Annotated in this window: 18 protein-coding genes and 2 tRNA genes; 2 read left to right on the top strand and 18 right to left on the bottom strand. The window is 36.7% G+C overall.

Annotation, left to right across the window (positions count from 1 at the left end; all coding sequences use genetic code 11):
- Nucleotides 1-375: 375 nt before the first annotated feature.
- From yihA to X953_RS08460, 13 genes are all read right to left on the bottom strand, one after another.
- A complete protein-coding gene (gene yihA / locus X953_RS08520) occupies nucleotides 376-957 on the bottom strand; it encodes a ribosome biogenesis GTP-binding protein YihA/YsxC (protein WP_040955190.1) in 582 nt (193 codons plus the stop codon).
- Entirely contained in the window at nucleotides 944-3,274 is a 2,331-nt protein-coding gene (gene lon, locus X953_RS08515; protein WP_040955189.1) for an endopeptidase La, read from the bottom strand. Before lon ends, yihA begins: the two co-directional genes overlap by 14 nt.
- Nucleotides 3,275-3,741: 467 nt before the next feature.
- Nucleotides 3,742-5,022, bottom strand: coding sequence for an ATP-dependent protease ATP-binding subunit ClpX (gene clpX, locus X953_RS08510; RefSeq protein ID WP_040955188.1), 1,281 nt, complete (start codon nucleotides 5,020-5,022; stop codon nucleotides 3,742-3,744).
- Between the two features lie 314 nt (nucleotides 5,023-5,336).
- Nucleotides 5,337-6,623: a trigger factor gene (gene tig, locus X953_RS08505; protein WP_040955187.1), complete on the bottom strand. Its 1,287-nt coding sequence runs from the start codon at nucleotides 6,621-6,623 to the stop codon at nucleotides 5,337-5,339.
- Nucleotides 6,624-6,755: 132 nt separating this feature from the next.
- Complete coding sequence (locus tag X953_RS08500; protein WP_040955186.1) at nucleotides 6,756-7,736, bottom strand: tetratricopeptide repeat protein; 981 nt, start codon at nucleotides 7,734-7,736, stop codon at nucleotides 6,756-6,758.
- Nucleotides 7,737-7,887: 151 nt separating this feature from the next.
- A tRNA-Arg gene (locus tag X953_RS08495) sits at nucleotides 7,888-7,961 on the bottom strand.
- Between the two features lie 13 nt (nucleotides 7,962-7,974).
- Nucleotides 7,975-8,048, bottom strand: a tRNA-Gly gene (locus X953_RS08490).
- Between the two features lie 142 nt (nucleotides 8,049-8,190).
- A complete protein-coding gene (locus X953_RS08485) occupies nucleotides 8,191-8,700 on the bottom strand; it encodes a metallophosphoesterase (protein WP_040955185.1) in 510 nt (169 codons plus the stop codon).
- A gap of 26 nt (nucleotides 8,701-8,726) precedes the next feature.
- On the bottom strand, nucleotides 8,727-9,320 hold the full coding sequence (locus X953_RS08480) for an XTP/dITP diphosphatase (RefSeq protein ID WP_040955184.1): 594 nt from the start codon (nucleotides 9,318-9,320) through the stop codon (nucleotides 8,727-8,729).
- An 11-nt stretch (nucleotides 9,321-9,331) separates the two neighbouring features.
- Nucleotides 9,332-10,078, bottom strand: coding sequence for a ribonuclease PH (rph, locus tag X953_RS08475; RefSeq protein WP_040955183.1), 747 nt, complete (start codon nucleotides 10,076-10,078; stop codon nucleotides 9,332-9,334).
- 241 nt (nucleotides 10,079-10,319) lie between these two features.
- Complete coding sequence (locus X953_RS08470) at nucleotides 10,320-11,396, bottom strand: GerMN domain-containing protein (RefSeq protein ID WP_040955182.1); 1,077 nt, start codon at nucleotides 11,394-11,396, stop codon at nucleotides 10,320-10,322.
- 211 nt (nucleotides 11,397-11,607) lie between these two features.
- The gene (gene racE / locus X953_RS08465; RefSeq protein ID WP_040955181.1) at nucleotides 11,608-12,432 is read right to left on the bottom strand and encodes a glutamate racemase; all 825 of its coding nucleotides are present in this window, start codon (nucleotides 12,430-12,432) and stop codon (nucleotides 11,608-11,610) included.
- Between the two features lie 21 nt (nucleotides 12,433-12,453).
- Nucleotides 12,454-12,906, bottom strand: a complete 453-nt coding sequence (locus X953_RS08460) for a MarR family winged helix-turn-helix transcriptional regulator (protein ID WP_040955180.1) — start codon at nucleotides 12,904-12,906, stop codon at nucleotides 12,454-12,456.
- A 221-nt stretch (nucleotides 12,907-13,127) separates the two neighbouring features.
- Here X953_RS08460 and X953_RS08455 point away from each other — a divergent pair, with 221 nt between their 5' ends.
- The gene (locus X953_RS08455) at nucleotides 13,128-13,352 is read left to right on the top strand and encodes a response regulator transcription factor (RefSeq protein ID WP_019376771.1); all 225 of its coding nucleotides are present in this window, start codon (nucleotides 13,128-13,130) and stop codon (nucleotides 13,350-13,352) included.
- Between the two features lie 67 nt (nucleotides 13,353-13,419).
- On the opposite strand, the gene X953_RS08450 is transcribed toward X953_RS08455, so the two are convergent.
- The 4 genes from X953_RS08450 to X953_RS08435 all read right to left on the bottom strand — a co-directional run bounded on the left by X953_RS08450 (nucleotide 13,420) and on the right by X953_RS08435 (nucleotide 17,240).
- A complete protein-coding gene (locus X953_RS08450) occupies nucleotides 13,420-13,863 on the bottom strand; it encodes a thioesterase family protein (protein ID WP_052350092.1) in 444 nt (147 codons plus the stop codon).
- Between the two features lie 197 nt (nucleotides 13,864-14,060).
- On the bottom strand, nucleotides 14,061-14,825 hold the full coding sequence (gene sdhB, locus X953_RS08445) for a succinate dehydrogenase iron-sulfur subunit (RefSeq protein ID WP_040955179.1): 765 nt from the start codon (nucleotides 14,823-14,825) through the stop codon (nucleotides 14,061-14,063).
- 2 nt (nucleotides 14,826-14,827) lie between these two features.
- A complete protein-coding gene (gene sdhA, locus X953_RS08440; protein WP_040955178.1) occupies nucleotides 14,828-16,591 on the bottom strand; it encodes a succinate dehydrogenase flavoprotein subunit in 1,764 nt (587 codons plus the stop codon).
- A 28-nt stretch (nucleotides 16,592-16,619) separates the two neighbouring features.
- Nucleotides 16,620-17,240 carry a succinate dehydrogenase cytochrome b558 subunit gene (locus X953_RS08435; protein WP_040955177.1) on the bottom strand — a complete coding sequence of 207 codons (621 nt, stop codon included), beginning with the start codon at nucleotides 17,238-17,240 and terminating at the stop codon, nucleotides 16,620-16,622.
- Between the two features lie 297 nt (nucleotides 17,241-17,537).
- Here X953_RS08435 and X953_RS08430 point away from each other — a divergent pair, with 297 nt between their 5' ends.
- Nucleotides 17,538-17,972 carry a DUF2507 domain-containing protein gene (locus X953_RS08430; protein ID WP_040955176.1) on the top strand — a complete coding sequence of 145 codons (435 nt, stop codon included), beginning with the start codon at nucleotides 17,538-17,540 and terminating at the stop codon, nucleotides 17,970-17,972.
- A gap of 69 nt (nucleotides 17,973-18,041) precedes the next feature.
- Here the strand turns inward: X953_RS08430 and uvrC are convergent, their stop codons facing one another.
- Nucleotides 18,042-19,832, bottom strand: a complete 1,791-nt coding sequence (gene uvrC / locus X953_RS08425) for an excinuclease ABC subunit UvrC (protein ID WP_040955175.1) — start codon at nucleotides 19,830-19,832, stop codon at nucleotides 18,042-18,044.
- Nucleotides 19,833-19,896: the final 64 nt, after the last annotated feature.

The raw sequence follows: 19,896 nt of genomic DNA, 5'->3' as shown, positions 1-19,896 counted from the left end.
AAGGTCATATACTTTCATATTTACTAACATAGCCATAATAGCTCCATTCACCTTACATATACCCCAAGTTACTAAAATATAATACTGAACAATTGAACTTTTTTGAATTTTATTCAAACTGACTGTGCTGTAGTTTATCAATTTTGCTTTATTACAAGTGTTGGCGTATTTCGTAAATTCGTAGTAGGAAGAAAATGCGAACTAACGAAAAAAACTATCGGCTGCAGAGCGAGAGTATCTGACGGAGATATTCTGGGAATAGCTGTATCTGTTTACCATACACTATTTTCCGAATCATTGAATAACCCCAAACATATATAGTAGACCATAAAAAAAGCTATCGAAGTATTCATGTATTCTTCGATAGCAATATTATTAAATAAATTTCTTTAAAAGACTCCACGCTTCTTCTTTTCCATATCCTTTTTCTGCGGAGAATGGCAATAGATAATCATCTGCTGCCATTTCTAATGTTTCTTTTGTTCGCTTTAAATGTGCATTTACTTTATTCTTTGGAACCTTATCCAGTTTTGTTGCAACCACAATGACAGGTAACTGATAATACTTTAGAAAATCATACATTTGTATATCAGCAGAAGTTGGTTCATGTCTGACATCGGTGATTAATATAACAGCATTTAAAGTATCTCTTGTCTGGAAATACTCTTCCATCATCTTGCCCCATTTTTCTCTTTCCTTCTTTGAAACCTTTGCGTAACCATAACCGGGGACATCAACAAAGTAAAATGCTTCATTTAATTTATAAAAATTAAGCGTTTGTGTTTTTCCGGGTTTGGATGAGGTTCTTGCCAAATTCTTTCGGTTTATCAGGGTATTAATAAAGGATGACTTACCTACATTAGAACGACCTGCCAAAGCAATTTCCGGCAATTGATCATTAGGATATTGTTTTTGACTGACCGCACTAATTACAATTTCAGCGTTAGTTATTTTCATTGTTCTCCCCCACTAATGCGTGCTCCAATACCTGATCCAAGTGACTAACAGGTATAAAAGTAAGATCTTTACGGACACTCTCAGGTATGTCCTCGATATTTTTTTCGTTTTCTTTTGGAATTATAATTGTCCTAATACCAGCTCTATGAGCACTTAACGATTTCTCTTTTAATCCACCTATTGGCAATACTCTGCCTCTTAGTGTAATTTCTCCTGTCATGCCTACTTCTTTCTTTACAGCTCTTCCTGTAAGTGAAGAAACCAGCGCTGTTGCCATCGTTATCCCAGCGGATGGACCGTCCTTTGGTGTAGCCCCTTCTGGAACATGAATGTGAATATCAAATTTCTGGTGGAAATCTGGGTCAATATTTAATTCTTCTGCTCTTGATCTAATGTAACTAAACGCTGCTTGAGCAGATTCTTGCATTACTTCACCTAATTTCCCGGTTAAGGTTAATTTACCTTTTCCTGGGTATTGTGATACCTCGATAGAAAGGGTATCTCCCCCAGCAGAAGTGTATGCAAGTCCAGTAGCAGTACCTACCTGATCTTCCTTCTCCATTAATCCGTATCTGTAAACTGGTTTTCCAAGCAGCTCTTCTAAGCTGTTTTCCGTAATAATAACTCTTTTCTTTTCATTAGAAATAATAATTTTAGCAGCCTTTCTACACAATGCTGCTAGTTGTCTTTCTAAGTTACGAACTCCGGCTTCTCGCGTGTACTTACGGATTACTTTCAATAATGCTTCGTCTCTTACTTGTAGATTAGCTTTCTTCAACCCATTTTCTTTCACTTGCTTAGGTAGCAAATGCTCCTTCGCAATGTGTAGTTTTTCCACCTCTGTATAACCAGCGATAGAAATAAGTTCCATACGGTCAAGAAGTGGACCAGGTATATTATTAACATAGTTAGCCGTGGCAATAAAGAGTACGTTTGATAAATCATATGTTTCTTCGATGAAGTGATCACTAAAGCTATTATTTTGCTCAGGGTCTAAAACTTCCAGCATAGCTGAGGAGGGGTCTCCTCGAAAGTCATTTGACATTTTATCAAGCTCATCTAATAGAAAGACTGGATTGATGGTTTTAGCTTTTTTCATTCCCTGGATAATACGACCAGGCATTGCACCAATATAAGTCCTTCTATGTCCCCTAATTTCAGCTTCATCGCGCACACCACCTAAGGAGATACGAACGAAATTTCGATTAATAGATCTTGCAATCGACTTGGCTAATGAAGTTTTTCCAACTCCAGGAGGTCCAACAAGACAAAGAATCGGTCCCTTAATAGAATTGGTCAATTTCTGTACAGCTAGATATTCCAGAATACGTTCTTTTACTTTTTCCAAGCCGTAATGATCGTGATTCAAAATACTCTCTGCACGTTGAATATCAATAGTATCTTCCGTAGCATTTGTCCAAGGCAATTGTAGTAACCAATCCAAATAATTTCTTATCACAGAACTTTCAGCAGAACTTTGAGGTACCTTTTCAAAACGACTTAGTTCCTTGGTGGCTACTTGCCGAATATGCTCAGGCATATCAGACTGCTCTATCTTTTCCCTAAGTTCATTTACTTCGCCACTTTTACCATCTTTTTCACCAAGTTCTTGTTGAATTGCTTTCAACTGTTCTCGTAAATAATACTCTTTTTGAGTTTTTTCCATTGAGGTTTTTACTCGTTGCCCTATTTTTTTCTCCAAATCAATTACTTTTTTCTCATTAGAGATCAATTTGACAAGCCTTTGTAGTCTTTTACGGACATTGACCATTTCCAGTAATTCTTGTTTTTCATTAATTCGTAAGGTCAAATGGGAGGTTATGATATCAGCAAGTCTCCCAGGTTCTTCAATATCCGCTACAGTAGAATAAATGTCTTTCGTTACCTTGCGAGATATTTTTGTGTATTGCTCAAATTGTTCTAATAAAGAGCGCATTAAAGCTTCTTCTTCATTCTCATCTTCATGCACTTCTTCTATTCTTACATATTCAACCATAAATTCATCATCATCTTCAATAAACCGCGCGATCTCCGCGCGATATAATCCTTCCACCAAAACCCTGATTGTTCCATTTGGGAGCTTAAGCATTTGATTCACTTTTGCTACAGTACCCACCTGAAAGATTTCATCAGGATCTGGCTCATCTATACTAACTTTCTTTTGAGCAGCAAGAAAAATGGTTTGGTCACCCATCATCGCTTTTTCCAAAGCAGCAATCGATTTATCTCGTCCTACATCCAAGTGCAACACCATGGATGGAAAGACAAGCAAACCACGTAATGGAAGGAGGGGGAGTTGAATAGTCTCTTTAATCATTGTTTACGCCTCCAATTATTATGTAATTTACAAATATACGAAGAATCAATACATTCGATAACTTTTGTTCATATGTTCTTAAAGTCTAATGAATTCTTCTAACATTGTAAAGCTCAATTTCTTAACACAATCAATACTATAACCTACTTTTAGTATTCACCTTCAAAATTATACTAAACATGTAATTTAGAAACAAATCAGAACACCGGTTGCAGAGTTTTTATAAAGTATTCGCTATCAGCAAGATACTATTTTACTTTTAGTCGCAGGTGTTATTTATGTGTGAAATTCTCTCCATGCCGAAAGAGTTTTTAAAAAATCAACTAAAAGAAGCGTTGGTCTGCACATGGTTCTCATGGCATTAAAACAAATAATCCTTTGGAATTTCTTATTTCCCAATGAAAAAGACTGACTACAGTCATTTCTAATTGAAACGACTAGCCAGTCTCCTTCTTTAGACTTTATAATTAAGCACTCTCTTTTGGTAGCTTCTTATTTCCTTCTTTAACTGTTCCATCTCTAAACACCAGTTTTGGACTACCATCTTCTTCTATTACTGTATTTTTTGTAATAATACATCTTTCAATATCTTCTCTGGAAGGCAACTCAAACATTACATCAAGCATGATGCCTTCTATAATAGAACGAAGACCACGAGCACCGGTTTTTCTTTCTATTGCTTTTTTGGCAATCTCACGTAACGATTCTTCTTCAAATTCCAGTTCAACATTATCGATTTGGAATAATTTTTCATATTGCTTGACCAAAGCATTTTTCGGCTTAGTTAGTATTTCAACCAAAGCATCCTCATCCAATGGTGTTAGACTGCCAATAACAGGTATTCTTCCTATAAATTCCGGTATTAAACCATAGCGAAGGAGATCTTCAGGTAACACCTTGGAGAGTAGTTCGCCCATCTCTAGATCTTGTTGTTTTTCATTGGCACCAAAGCCAATAACCTTCTTTCCAAGACGGCGTTTAATTACTTGGTCAATTCCATCGAAAGCTCCACCAACTATAAATAGAATGTTGGTAGTATCAATTTGAATGAACTCTTGATGTGGATGTTTACGTCCGCCTTGTGGTGGAACACTTGCAACTGTTCCCTCAAGAATTTTCAATAACGCTTGTTGGACACCTTCGCCAGAAACATCTCGTGTTATCGACGGGTTCTCAGATTTGCGCGCAACTTTATCGATCTCATCAATATAAATAATTCCTTTTTCTGCCTTTTCAACATCATAATCTGCTGCTTGAATTAATTTAAGAAGGATATTCTCTACATCCTCACCAACGTAGCCTGCTTCTGTCAAGGATGTCGCATCTGCCATCGCAAAAGGTACATTAATAATCCTGGCTAGCGTTTGAGCAAGTAATGTTTTACCACTACCGGTTGGCCCAAGCATCGCAATATTACTCTTTGAAAGTTCTACATCGTCAGTTGAAGTCTTAGGGGAATTTATCCGTTTATAATGGTTATAAACTGCTACTGATAAATTCTTTTTTGCTTTGTCCTGACCAATTACATAATCGTCCAGCGTTTCACATATTTCTTTTGGTTTTGGGATTTCCTTGAGCTCCGTTTCCTCCTCAGTTCCCAATTCCTCTTCCACTATTTCAGTGCAAAGTTCAATACATTCATCGCATATATAAACGCCTGGACCGGCAACTAACTTACGAACCTGATCTTGACTCTTGCCACAGAACGAGCACTTTAATTGTCCTTTTTCTTCATTGAATTTAAACAATACACTTCACCCCTAAAAGTTTAAATCTACTCCTAAACACTTATTCAGGATTCAACTTTTATAGTCATCATATCAGATCAAAAATAAAAAACAAAACAATATACTTTAAAATTGTTAATAAAACATATATTACCCATTATTGGTAACCAGTTTTACTTATAAATTTCAGATTAGGCTTCTTATACTATATGACAAAAATGAATATATATACACTTCATCTTCAATCTGACTTAATATGAAAACAAGGTGCGAGTATAGCACCTTGTTTTCATATTAACCTTATTCAACTGCAATTAAACCTTTTAGTAGAGTTATTATACAGTTTTACTGTTCTCAACTAAGAAGTCAATTGCTTTTCTCATTTTAAGTTCACCCTTAAGTGCATCTGTATTCCCACCGAGCATTTGTTTCAGTTGGTCAACATCTGTACCGTACATGGATGCCATGTTTTCCAATTCAGCGTTCACATCTTCTTCAGAAACTTCAAGATCTTCGTTGTCAACGATAGCTTCTAAAGTAAGATTTGTTTTAACACGTTTCTCTGCATCTTCTTTCATTTGTTCTTTTAAAGCATCTACGTCCTGACCAGAGAACTGAGAGTACATTTCAAGAGTCATTCCTTGCATTTGCAGACGTTGTTCAAATTCTTTAACCATTTGGTCTAACTCTGTATCTACCATTGCTTCCGGAATAACTACTTCTGCATTTTCAGACGCTTTTTCAAGAAGTGTTTCACGCTTCTGATTTTCAGCTTCTTGTTTCTTTTGCTCTTCTAATTGTTCCTTTTTCTTGTTTTTAAGCTCATCAAGTGTTTCTACTTCTTCGTCGACATCTTTTGCGAATTCATCATCCAATTCAGGTAGTTCTTTGGATTTAACTTCATGAATCTTAACTTTGAAGGTTGCTTCTTTACCAGCCAACTCTTCTGCATGATAGTCTTCAGGGAAAGTTAAAGTGATTTCTGTATCTTCTTCTGCTTTTTTACCTATTAATTGCTCCTCAAAACCTGGTATAAACTGTCCTGAGCCAATTTCCAAGGAATGATTTTCACCTTTTCCGCCTTCGAAAGGTTCGTCACCAAGAAAACCTTCAAAGTCGATAACTACAGTGTCACCATCTTCAACAGTGCCTTCTTCTTTAACAACTAACTCGGCATGATGCTCGCGTTGATGCTCGATTTCTTTTTCTACATCTTCATCTGTTACTTCAACGGACTGTTCCTCTACTTCAAGTCCTTTGTATTCACCAAGCTTGACTTCCGGTTTTACAGTTACTTTAGCAGTGAAAACTAAAGGCTTTCCTTGTTCAATTGTTTCAATATCCACTTCTGGTTGTGCTACAGGCTCAATATTTGTTTCCTCAATTGCTTTCATGTAAGCATCAGGTAATACAATATCTACAGCATCCTGATATAAAGATTCTACGCCAAAACGGTTTTCAAAAATCTTACGTGGAATTTTCCCTTTACGGAATCCAGGAATTTGGACATCTTTGGATACTTTTTTGAATGCTTGATCCAAAGCTTTGTCAAATTCCTCTGCTGATACTTCAATTGTTAAGACTCCTTCATTTCCTTCTTGCTTTTCCCATTTTGCTGACATAAGTTTCCCTCCAAAATCTATTGTTTCTAACATTTTTAACGTCCGTTACTATAAACAAAACACTGTTTAAATTTACAACCATCTTATTATAACATAATTAGTATGCCTTTCAAGCATTTCCATTTAATCCATTCATTCTTCAATAATGCTCAGATAAAGTGCTTCACAAAATTTTATTTCTTCTATATATTTATTCACTCTATCATTTATATCATTTTCCACCAAATTATGTATACTAACATATTCCTTACCAATCGTTATTAAGGCACTTACTATACTCTCAATATCTTCACCAGGAGGCGAAAGTGGATAACGAACATAAGCATACCGATAAAGTAGCTTATTTACCAACTGAAACATAGATGGATCTTGTTGTTCCAAGTCGCGCAAAAGGAGGACAATTTCTTTAATAAAGGATTGTTCCATCATTTGCTCCGTTTCTATAGGAACAATATTCAGTGTATGTCCCAATTTGTTTATAGTTACAGTCGTCTCAAACTCACTCTGTTGCAGCCAACGAAACAAGGCTGTTTTATTTACCGGGTGTATTTCTTCATCGGCCAGATAAGTAATAACATTTTTAGATGGTCGCATATCTATATTACGTAACTTATCTATTATTCTCCACTGTTCTGCATGATTTTTATGAATTACTGCTTCTTCAAGTTCATTCATATATGTAGTCGTTCGATCAATCGTTACATCGAGCTGCATTTTTTTACTCATACTGTAGAGCTGGTCAAACTGCTCTTTCATTTCGATTGGAGTTTTTCCAGAGGCATATTCATCCTCCACTTGCTCCATAAGTAATTGATATTGATTTGTTTGAAATAACAGGGTTAAATATACATGAAGATAGTGATAATAATGCTGGTCTCTATCTTTTAACAAATCTTCACAGATTTCTTGAGCTTCATTCTCCCTCTCTAATTCCATAAGACATATTAATTTTCCTACCATAACCTCATGGCTATCTACCTGGTAACTTATCAATTCATCAAGCTTTGTTAATGCTTGTTCATATCTTTTTTCCTTTAGTGCCTGAAGACTTTCCTCCTCCAAAACACTTTTCCACTTAGGGAAAAGAATTACATTACTTGCGTGAGGTTCCATTACTTCCCTCCTTTCTTATCCATGATGTACTAATAGTATCTATGTTTTACTATTTGATATACATTCCCCATCAGTATCGTATTTAAACAATTTAAAAAGGAGAATTATAGTGAAAAAAGGAGAAACCCATGAATAGGTTTCTCCTTGGTGACGTCCCAGGCAGGATTCGAACCTGCGACCCACAGCTTAGAAGGCTGTTGCTCTATCCAGCTGAGCTACTGGGACATAAGGTTATGTATGGAGCGGGTGAAGGGAATCGAACCCTCATCATCAGCTTGGAAGGCTGAGGTTTTACCACTAAACTACACCCGCATGTAGAAATTAATTAATAATGATACTTTTTTAACGGACAAGAATCATTATATGTTTTATTAATAGATTTGTCAACACATTAAATATATTTTTTTTGAAAGCTTATCAATCTCTTCCATTAGAGACTGATAAGCTTTTCATTTTAGATTGTTGCATTATAAAATAATTCATTTATTGGGTCTCCGTTCGCCTCATAAAAAGAGACGGCAATATTTGAAGAAGTTTCCCACTCCATTATTGCATAAGTAGCTTCTTTACGTCCTCTCGGTAAGCGAATGCTTCCTGGATTGATAAACAGCTGGTTCCCCACTTGTTCAGCACCAGCAATATGGGTATGACCGAAACAAACAACTTGGGCACCTAGTTCTTCAGCTCGATAACCAAGCATCAGTAAATTCGATTTGACTTGATGCAGGTGGCCATGCACAATACAAAAAGTTATCTCGTTTATTGTTAACACTTGCTCTGTAGGATATCGATTGTCAAAGTCACAATTCCCTCCAACTACATAAAACTGATCTAATTCTTTAGCATCAGCATCTAACTCCGAGTCTCCACAATGGATCATATAATCTGCGTTTTCCCTGTCTCTGATGGATAAAATATCACTAGTAAGTCCATGGCTGTCACTTATGATTAGAACGCGTGTCATAAATATACCTACCTTTTTAGATATTCTTATATACTTATTATCCAGTCCTCCAACTGATTAATCGCATTACTCCGATGGCTAATTTCATTCTTTTCCTTTGCTGACAGTTCAGCCATTGTATAATTACAGCCTTGAGGTATAAATATTGGATCATATCCGAAACCGTGTTCACCTCTAGGGGAAAAGGCTATTTCTCCTTCACAGTATCCTGTGCGGAATACTGTAGCTTCACCAGGCATAGCGATAGCCAGAACACAAACAAACCTAGCTTTTCTATTATCTTTTGGAACATTTTGGAGTTCTTGCAGCACTTTATTTAAGTTAGCTTGATCGTTTTTTGGTTCACCAGCATACCTGGCTGAGTATATTCCAGGCTCCCCATTTAACGCATCAATAACCAAACCAGAGTCATCTGCCAGAACTGGAATGGAAAGCATTGCAGAAATCTCTTCTGCCTTCAGTGCAGCATTTTCTTCGAACGTAGAGCCTGTTTCATCTACATCTGGCATTACTTCTTGGAAATCTAAAAGCGATTTCACGCTTACCCCATACTTTTTAAAAAAACTCTTAAATTCATCTGCTTTACCTTTATTCTTTGTCGCAATTATAATTTCCTTCATGTTTTTCACCCTTATTTCGTTTCACCAATTCTATCGGACAGACCACCAAGCATAGTGCGTTGAATTTGAAAGATCTCTTGAAGTCCATCATTAGCGAGCTTCAACATTTTCATTAACTGATCATTAGTGAATGTTGATTCTTCTCCCGTACCTTGTATTTCTACAAATTCTCCTGAACCAGTCATGACAACATTCATATCTACTTGTGCTTCAGAGTCTTCCAAATAGTTGAGATCCAGTATTTCGTTTCCATTTGATAAGACACCAACCGATGTTGCACCTAGAAAATCTCTTACAGGCATTTTACCGATTGTACCTTTATTAAGCAATTCACCAAATGCCAGAACTACAGCTACAAATGCACCGGTAATGGAGGCCGTACGTGTGCCACCATCTGCTTGAATTACATCACAGTCGACCCAGACAGTACGTTCACCAATTTTATCAAGGTCAACAACGGATCGTAAAGCTCTTCCTATCAAACGTTGTATCTCCATGGTCCGGCCGCTCACTTTTCCTTTTGAAGACTCCCTAATGTTTCTTTGTTCTGTGGCTCGGGGAAGCATTGCATATTCCGCAGTAATCCACCCTTTCCCCTGTCCACGCATAAATGGAGGAACTCTATCTTCAATACTTGCATTACATATAACTTTAGTGTTTCCAACCTCAATCAGTACAGAGCCTTCTGGATGGCTTATATACTCTGTTGTTATCTTAATAGCACGTAAATCATCTGAATTTCTTTGATCGTTTCTCATTATAAATTCCTCCTTGTTTCAACAATTAGCTTAACATATTTTTCCGTAAATCAACATGTTAATACATAATCGAGAACACAATCAGCTAAAGAAGAGCTTGCAAAGATGGAGCATCAACATATGGCCAACTAACTAAAGCCATTTACAGAACAAAAGTGTAAGCACGCGGGTGGAAGACAGGCTAAAACTCGCTTTTTCTTAGTAACGGAAAAAAGAAGAGGCTTTTGCAAGCCCCTTCCTTCTATAGTTTTTCAGTAGGCATAAATGTTTGTTTGGTTACAGGTTTACTATAGGCTTCACCATTCTCATTAACTATTTTTTCAATTCCCTCTACACTTACTTCCACAGCATCAATTGATTGCTGTTCCGTAAGAGTGCGAACCAATGTTTCCATTACTTCATCTGAGATCATTGACTTATCTTGATCCTGTAGTATATCCTTACTAAACTCGATCTCTAACACCCCATCTTCTAATTTAGGTGCTTTTGTAATCAAAGTTTTCGCATTAAATACATGCTTTATATTTGTATTGAAGCCAGGTCCTTCGAGTAGAGCCTGGACGATAGATTGGTACGTATTTTCACTATCTGTTTCAATATATTGAGTTACTGGTACATAGTAACGGTTTTCATTATGCTGTGTAGGATAATACATCGTTACAGGTTTACTTCCAATCAAGTCAAGAGTGTCTGTTTCTGTTATGTTAATCCCATTAGCCTTAGAATAACCCTCATTGATCGGAGTCCCGTTTACAGGCATTTCACTTAATGGGTAGCCATTTACCCTAAGTTGTATCTTATTCACACTGTCAAATTGCGTTAGCGTATGTGTCATCGATTCAAGTATTTTTAATTCCTCTTCCGCTTTATAGTTCTCAAACTCTTTCGAAACATCTACAATCATCGTACCGTCTTCCTGTAAATCCATTCCGAGTATTTCTGTACCTTCCGGCAGGACTGCCTGGAATCCATTTGGCAAAAGAGACGTAACAGGGCCGCCTTTTACTAGATATTCCAATACCTGACTTGCTACTTCGTTTGTTTCTGGTTTAGGCAATTCTACTGTTTGAGCTGCAACCATTCCATTCGCATCAAGTAAATATAATTGGCGAGCAACCATTTCGGCTGGAGCTTCCTCTCCATCTGTTTCCTCATTTTCCTTTGCTTCACTTTCTTGTTCAGGTTTTTCCAGTTTATCAACTTCCTCAGCATTTTTCGGCGGATCCATTTCCTCTAATGATTGTTCTCCCTGAAAACACCCTGTCAATATAATCGAAAGCGTTACAGCACCTGTTACAATTAAACCGCGCTTCAGCATGTCACTACCCCCTATGATGGTTTGTACTACTATATATACGAGCCTTGCCTTAAAATAGACCATTCAACTTAAAATTTATTAAAAAAACATAAGGAGAAGTGAGGAGTTTATCTATATTTAGAATTGGTTTGAAAACTAACATTTACCTTAGGCGACTGAGTTAAAGTCTTTTATAGTTCTTAAACAACAAAAAGTCAGAATTCATTCGCAGCTATGAATTCTGACTTTTTGTGATTATTGCTTTTTCAATACGAAGACGCTTAATGTTTGATTTTTTAAAAATAGTTTCTGATATTTTGCTGAATATCTCCAACTCTCCAGTAGTGTAAAATTCATGTGTAGGTATTTTATCACTGCTGGCTAATAAATGATGCATAGAGAGTAAAGCACTAGTCTCCCTTGCCGTTTCCTCACTGGAAGAAATAATCGTTATATTTGCTCCCATTTCCTTTTGAATAGTACCTTTAATTAACGGATAATGCGTACAACCAAGGATTAATGTATCCATTTTTTTATTATTTTTCAACGGTTTTAATGTTTCCTTTACGACACTTTGTGCTTTTTCACCAAACATTATTCCTTGCTCCACCATTGGGACAAACATAGGGCAAGCTAACGCCTCAACGGATATTTCTGAATTAATATTCTTTAAGGCATCCTTGTAAGCATTGCTGCGTATTGTTCCTTCCGTACCAATTACCCCTACATAATTACTTTTTGTCCACTTTATGGCAGCACGAGCACCCGGCTGAATCACACCTAATACAGGAATATCCAGTTTATCTTGCAATTCTTTTAATGTAAAAGCTGTTGCCGTATTACAAGCAATTACTAGTAGTTTAATATTCTTTTCAAGCAAGAAAGAGACCATTTCCCATGTGAATGCTTTTACTTCTTGCTCTGATCTAGGGCCATATGGGCATCTTTTTGTATCTCCTATATAAATTAACTTCTCTTTAGGCAGTTGGCGCATTAACTCATATGCTACTGTTAAACCGCCTACGCCAGAATCGATAACACCAATCGCTCTTTGCATATTTTCCCCTTCTTTATGCGGTTATTTATTATTAACTTTTCTCATTTGTTCATGCAAAAATTCTAGTAATTCGTTTAGAGACTCGGTCTGTTCATCAGTAAAATCTTCCAAAACTTCCCCCAAATAAACTTGTCTTTTCTCAATTACTTCTTGAATAATCTGCCTGCCTTTATCCAACACTCGAATACGTACTACTCGTTTATCTTTTACATCCTTAACTCTTTCTACAAGTTCGTTGTTCTCCATACGGTCTACTAAGTCAGTTGTTGTACTAAAAGCAAGGCTGATTTTATTAGATAACTCACCAATTGTTAGTTCCTCATTTTCAACTAACCATTGCAAGGCAACAAATTGAGGCGAAGTGATGGGATAATTAGTCAAAATTTTCCTGCCATTTTGTTTAATAATCCCAGATATATAGCGCATAGTACGTTCTATATTATTTATTGTATATGTTGAAGAATTGTTTTCCAAAAAAGCTACCTCCTGCTTGCATATATGTAATTAAAATATGTCGTTTCGACATAAGATTATTATAACAAATATTTTTTGATTCCATATTTAAAATGTCGTTTGTATATTGGGCATTCCTTTAACCAAATATACGCACTGTTTTTCATCTTCCTTCATACGCTATATTGACTAAATAATTTCCCTTCATATGCAGCTCTATGACAGCAAGGAGGGGTTAACACTTGAAGGACAACGAGTATAAACCGAAGCAATTACTGACAAAGCGAGAAAAAGAAGTGTTTGAATTGTTAGTACAAGACAAAACAACAAGAGAAATTGCCCAAGAATTATTTATATCAGAAAAAACTGTCCGTAATCACATTTCTAATGCTATGCAAAAGCTTGGAGTCAAGGGGCGTTCACAAGCGGTAGTTGAGCTCCTGCGCATGGGGGAGTTAAAGCTGTAGAAGAACCGACTTTCCTTCGGGAAGTCGGTTTTCCACCTTTTCATCTAAAATAGATTCAATTTCATTTCTACACATTCGTCAGCTTTTCTTTAATCGATTGCTCGAGTGGTACCGGCTTGCCTGATTCCGGGTGCACAAATACCAATCTACCTCTACCCGTTAGTGCGATTTCTTCACTTTCATCAATAGCCATATAATGTAAATCGATGGAGGAGTTTCCAACATAGTGAACTTTTACATACAATTGTATTTTTTGATTAAAAAACATCTGCTTTAAATAGTTGCATTGTAGGTCACCGACGATAGGAATTGCCTTCTTATTTGATGTGCTTGCAAATAAACCAAGTGATTTCAAGAATTCAATTCTGGCTTCCTCAAAATAAATAAAAGGAGAGACATTATTTACATGTCCAAACATATCTGTTTCTGAGAAACGAATGGAAATAGGAATTGAGAATGAGAACTCTAAGCGCCATTGCTCCATGTCCTCAATATAGGCTATTTTTGTCAATATAGATCCCCCTAATCAAATGAATTATCTACAAAAATTTATTATGTTGTAGTATCAATCACGTCAATTACATGTAAGCATAGTAATCAGGTATTAACTAGTTATTAAATTAGAGCAGCTGCCACTCGTTACTTTGCTAAAAAAATGACCCCGACCATTTAATTGGACAGGGGCCATAGGATACTAATAAGGTTTATTTAATGTGCGTTGTCACTTCCAAAGAAGTTTTTAAAGGCTTGGATATTTGTAGCCCTGTTCATAGCTGCAATAGAAGTAGTTAGTGGAATTCCTTTAGGACAAACTTGAACACAGTTTTGGGCATTTCCACAACCATCAATTCCACCGTCTTCCATTAGACCATCCAACCTTTCACTTGCATTCATTTCTCCAGTTGGATGAGCATTGAATAAACGAGCCTGCGAAAGCGCTGCAGGACCAATAAAGTTTGATTTATCATTAACGTTAGGACATGCTTCAAGGCAAACTCCACATGTCATGCATTTTGAAAGCTCATAAGCCCACTGTCTCTTTTTCTCAGGCATACGAGGACCAGGCCCTAAATCATATGTTCCGTCAATAGGAATCCAAGCTTTAACTTGTTTAAGTGCATCAAACATACGTTCACGATCAACAATTAAATCGCGGACTACTGGAAATGTTGACATTGGTTCTAAACGAATTGGCTGTTCCAATTGATCAACAAGTGCAGCACAAGACTGTCTCGCCGTCCCATTAATAATCATAGAACAAGCACCACATACTTCTTCGAGGCAGTTCATATCCCAATAAACCGGAGTTGTCTTCTCCCCACTCGCATTAACCGGATTTTGGCGTATTTCCATTAACCCAGATATCACATTCATATTTTTACGATAAGGAACATGAAATGTTTCCTCATAAGGAGCAGATTCTGGGCTGTCTTGTCTAGTAATAATAAAAGTAACAGTTTGTTGTTCAGCCATGATTACTTACTCCCTTCGCTTTTCTTCGTATAATCACGTTTACGTGGTGGAATCAGCGACGTATCAACCTCTTCGTATGAAAATACAGGTGAATTTTTATCCTTATCAAAAGAGGCAATTGTCGTCTTCAACCACTCTTCGTCATTTCTTTCTGGGAATTCAGGTTTGTAATGAGCTCCTCGGCTTTCATCACGATTATAAGCTCCCATTGTAATCACCCTTGCCAGGTGCAACATGTTCTTTAACTGCCTTGTAAACATTACTCCTTGGTTGCTCCAGCGGGAAGTATCATTAATGTTGATATTCTCCCAACGTTCGAGTAATTCTTTAATCTTCTCATCTGTTTTTAGAAGTTTATCATTATCTCTAACTACTGTAACGTTGTCTGTCATCCATTCTCCAAGCTCTTTATGAAGTTGATATGCGTTTTCTTCACCCTTCATGTTCATTAATGCTTCAAAGTTTTCTTTTTCTTGCTTCGTATTCTCATCGAATAAATCAGAAGGTAAATCCTCTACATGCTTATCTAAGCCATCAATATATTTAATAGCATTCGGACCCGCTACTGAACCTCCATAAATTGCTGATAGAAGGGAGTTTGCTCCTAAACGATTACCGCCATGCTGAGAATAATCGCATTCTCCTGCTGCAAAGATACCAGGTATGCTGGTCATCTGTTCATAATCTACCCAAAGTCCTCCCATAGAGTAGTGAACAGCAGGGAAAATCTTCATTGGTACTTTTCGCGGGTCTTCACCAACGAATTTTTCATAGATTTCTATAATTCCACCAAGTTTAACATCCAATTCTTTTGGATCTTTATGGGAAAGATCCAAATAAACCATATTTTCACCATTAATGCCTAGTTTCTGATTAACACAAACATCAAAAATTTCACGTGTAGCTATATCGCGTGGGACAAGATTTCCATAAGCCGGATACTTCTCTTCTAAGAAGTACCATGGTTCTCCATCTTTGTATGTCCAGATACGGCCACCTTCCCCACGTGCAGACTCGCTCATTAAACGGAGCTTGTCATCACCAGGAATAGCGGTAGGATGAATTTGAATAAACTCACCATTTGCATATTTTGCACCCTGTTGGTATAGCTTACTTGCAGCTGAACCTGTATTTATCATCGAATTTGTTGACTTACCGAATATAATCCCAGGACCACCTGTTGCAAAAATAGTAGCATCTGAAGGAAATGCCTTTATTTCATGTGACTTAATATCCTGGGCTACAATTCCTTTCCCAACACCTTCATCATCAATAATTGCACGAACAAATTCCCAATTTTCATACTTAGTTACTAAGCCTTCTACTTCATAACGGCGAACTTGTTCATCCAAGGCATATAACAACTGTTGCCCAGTAGTCGCCCCTGCGTATGCAGTACGATGATGCTGTGTACCCCCAAAGCGTCTGAAATCTAGTAATCCCTCTGGAGTACGGTTGAACATAACACCCATGCGGTCCAACATATTTATGATACTCGGCGCAGCATCACACATCGCTTTTACCGGAGGCTGATTTGCTAAGAAATCTCCACCATAGACAGTATCATCAAAGTGGATTGCCGGAGAATCACCTTCTCCTTTTGTATTTACCGCGCCATTAATACCACCTTGGGCACACACAGAGTGAGAGCGCTTTACAGGTACAATAGAGAAAAGATCTACATTCACGCCTGCTTCAGCAGCTTTTATTGTTGCCATTAAGCCGGCAAGACCCCCGCCGATAACAGCTATTTTTCGGTTACTCATAATACTTGCTCACTCCTTATATTTCTATTTACGCTCCGTACGCAAATTGGATAAGTGTTCTAACACCTATATAACTAACAACAAAAAATACGATTACCGTTACATATGTAGCGATTTTTTGGGATTTTGGTGATTGGGTAAGTCCCCAAGTCACTGCAAAGCTCCACAAGCCATTTGCAAAATGGAATACTGCAGAAACTACACCAATAATATAAAACCAGAACATAATTGGATTTGTTAAAATCCCTTCCATTAAACTGTAATTCACCTCAGCATTGCCCAATGCAATCTGCACTCTTGTTTCCCAAACATGCCAAGCAATAAATACAAGCGTAATTATTCCTGTTATTCGTTGCAAAAAGAACATCCAATTTCGGAAAAAGCCGTATCTTTTTGTATTGTTTCGTGCTTCAAATACAATATAAACTCCTAAAATTGCATGAAACAAAATTGGTAAATAAATTACAAATGTCTCCAGTACAAGTACAAATGGTAAATTCGCCATAAAACCTGCAGCTTTGTTGAAACTTTCTTCACCATACACAGCAAAATGATTCACCACCAAGTGTTGAACCAAAAATATCCCGATTGGAATTACTCCTAACAGTGAGTGCAGTCGTCTGCTTAAAAACTCACGGTGTTCTGCCATGTGTTACCCCCCTTTAGTTTGTCGAATGCTCTTCATAAGTTAATACAATCTACAAACGATAACTTAAACATATCCATTGATTCCTTAACGTTTAATAAATTGTACTGTTTGTGACATATTTATTGTACTTCTATCTACAAAAAGCGTCAAGAAAACGAGATACATATTTCGTTAAAATTATATCGTTTCCTTTATGGATTTGCTTAAAGGTACTTGCGAAATAAGTGAAATATATACATAATAAACTAATAAACTAAAATTCTATTAGAGTCGAAAAGCAAGGAAAGGATGACCTCCATGTCGAATAATAATACTGTTTTTCCAATTTCCCAGCTTACTGATTTACAGTCATCAGGTGCTGGTTATGATATATTACGTTATCTGGGATTACCCGAACTTTTAGGTGCAGAGTCAAATACATTACTTTATTTTTTAGGAAGAAACCTTGCAAGAAAATTTGAATTTGACTCATTGGAGGACATTGCTCACCTATTTGAACAGCTTGGATGGGGTTACTTGGAAATCATTAAAGAGAAGAAAGAAACAATTACTTTTCAACTAATGTCAGATGCACTCGTACAACGGTTGAAAGCCCCTATTGATACGGAATTCAGATTAGAAGCTGGTTTTCTTGCTGAAGCATTTCAGCGAATTGACAATTCTGATTGTGAATGCACAGAGGAAATCAATCGCAAACTCTTCCTAGTACAATTTACCATCCACCGTGTTTGATAAGCTGATTTTTTTAAAACATACCTGCTATTTATAACAGAGTGTTTAAAAAGAACCTGTAATCTAAGTTTACAGGTTCTCTTTTTGATCATTATTTAAATAGTTTATAATATCTTCAGCTATATTTGTTGGTATGCCTAATTTTGTAATATCTTTGATGTTGGCTTTTTTAATTTCCGTAATAGATTTAAAATGGGTCAATAACAATCTCCTGCGTTTTTCTCCAATACCAGGGATCTTATCTAGTTCAGACTGCACAAGATTTTTCCCACGCAACTGGCGATGAAACGAGATAGCAAAACGGTGTACCTCGTCTTGGATTCGTTGTACAAGATAGAATTCTTGTGATTGTCTTGAAAGTTCTACAACTTGAGGTGGTATCCCATAAAGTAATTCACTGGTTTTGTGTTTATCATCTTTTACCAGCCCGCACAATGGTATATCAAGCCCAAGCTCATTTTCTAATACATCTAGCGCAGCACTCATTTGCCCTTTTCCCCCATCTACTATAATTAAATCGGGCAAAGGAAGCCCCTCCTTGAGTACTCTAGAGTAACGTCGCCGAATGACTTCTCTCATAGTATCATAATCATCCGGACCTTCCACATCACGAATTTTATATTTACGATATTCTTTTTTATTTGGCTTTCCGTCAATAAATACAACCATTGCCGAGACAGGGTCAGTACCTTGAATATTTGAGTTGTCAAATGCTTCAACTCGATGGGGAACTTCTATATTTAAAACTTCTCCTAACTTTTCAATGGCTACTATCGTCCGCTCTTCATTTCTCTCAATCAAGGAGAATTTTTCTTCTAAAGCAATTTCTGCATTCTTCTCTGCAAGCTCCACTAATTCTTTTTTCCTGCCCCGATAAGGTGTGTGTACATCAACTTCCAAAAGCTCTTTCAGCAGATTAACATCTGTTCCAAGAGGAACCAATATCTGCTTCGGTTTTAAATGATGTTGGTGGAGATAAAACCTCCCAATATAACTAAGAAAAGTTTCTTCAGCATCGTCGAAGAATGGAAATACAGCGACATCTCTTTCCATTAATTTCCCCTGCCTGATAAAGAAGACTTGTATGCACATCCATCCTTTATCATAACTATATCCAAATATATCTCTATTTATTTGATCATTTAACGTCATTTTCTGTTGTTCCATTACAACTTCGATATGTTGGATTTGATCACGTAATTCCTGGGCTCTTTCAAAATTTAATTGTTCACTAGCTTCATACATTTTACGTGATAAGTTATTTTTAATACCTTTGTATCCTCCATTTAGAAACGAACTGATACTTTGAATAATTGATCCATATTCTTGCTTTGTTGGAGGGTTTTCACTGCAGGCCAGGCATTGATTCATATGATAATATAAACATACCCTCCCAGGCGGATTATTACATTTTCTTAATGGATAAAGTCGATCAAGCAGTTTTTTTGTTTCTCTTGCTGCTATAACATTGGGATAAGGTCCAAAATATTTCCCTTTATCTTTTTTTATTTTTCTAGTAATAAGTAAGCGGGGATGTCTCTCCGAAGTAATTTTTAAATATGGATATGATTTGTCATCTTTTAACATGACATTATACTTAGGGTCATACTTCTTAATTAAGTTCATTTCCAGAATTAATGCTTCGATCTCTGAATTGGTAACTATATACTCAAAATCTTCAATTTCTTGCACTAAACGTTGTGTCTTTCTATCATTTGCTCCCGTAAAATAGGAACGAACTCTATTTTTTAATAATTTTGATTTTCCTACATAAATAACTGTGCTGTGTTTATCTTTCATTAGATAACAGCCTGGTTGTGCAGGAAGGACGGCTAATTTCTCCCTAATTGTTTCATTCATGTTATCATTCCTCATATACTTAGAAAATCCCTTGTTACAAACAGCAACAAGGGATTTGAAATTT

Origin of the sequence: Virgibacillus sp. SK37, from assembly GCF_000725285.1 — a bacterium.
GTDB lineage: Bacteria > Bacillota > Bacilli > Bacillales > Amphibacillaceae > Virgibacillus_Q.
The sequence above is the reverse complement of the archived record's forward strand: the minus strand, read 5'-3'. Positions and strand labels throughout refer to the sequence as shown.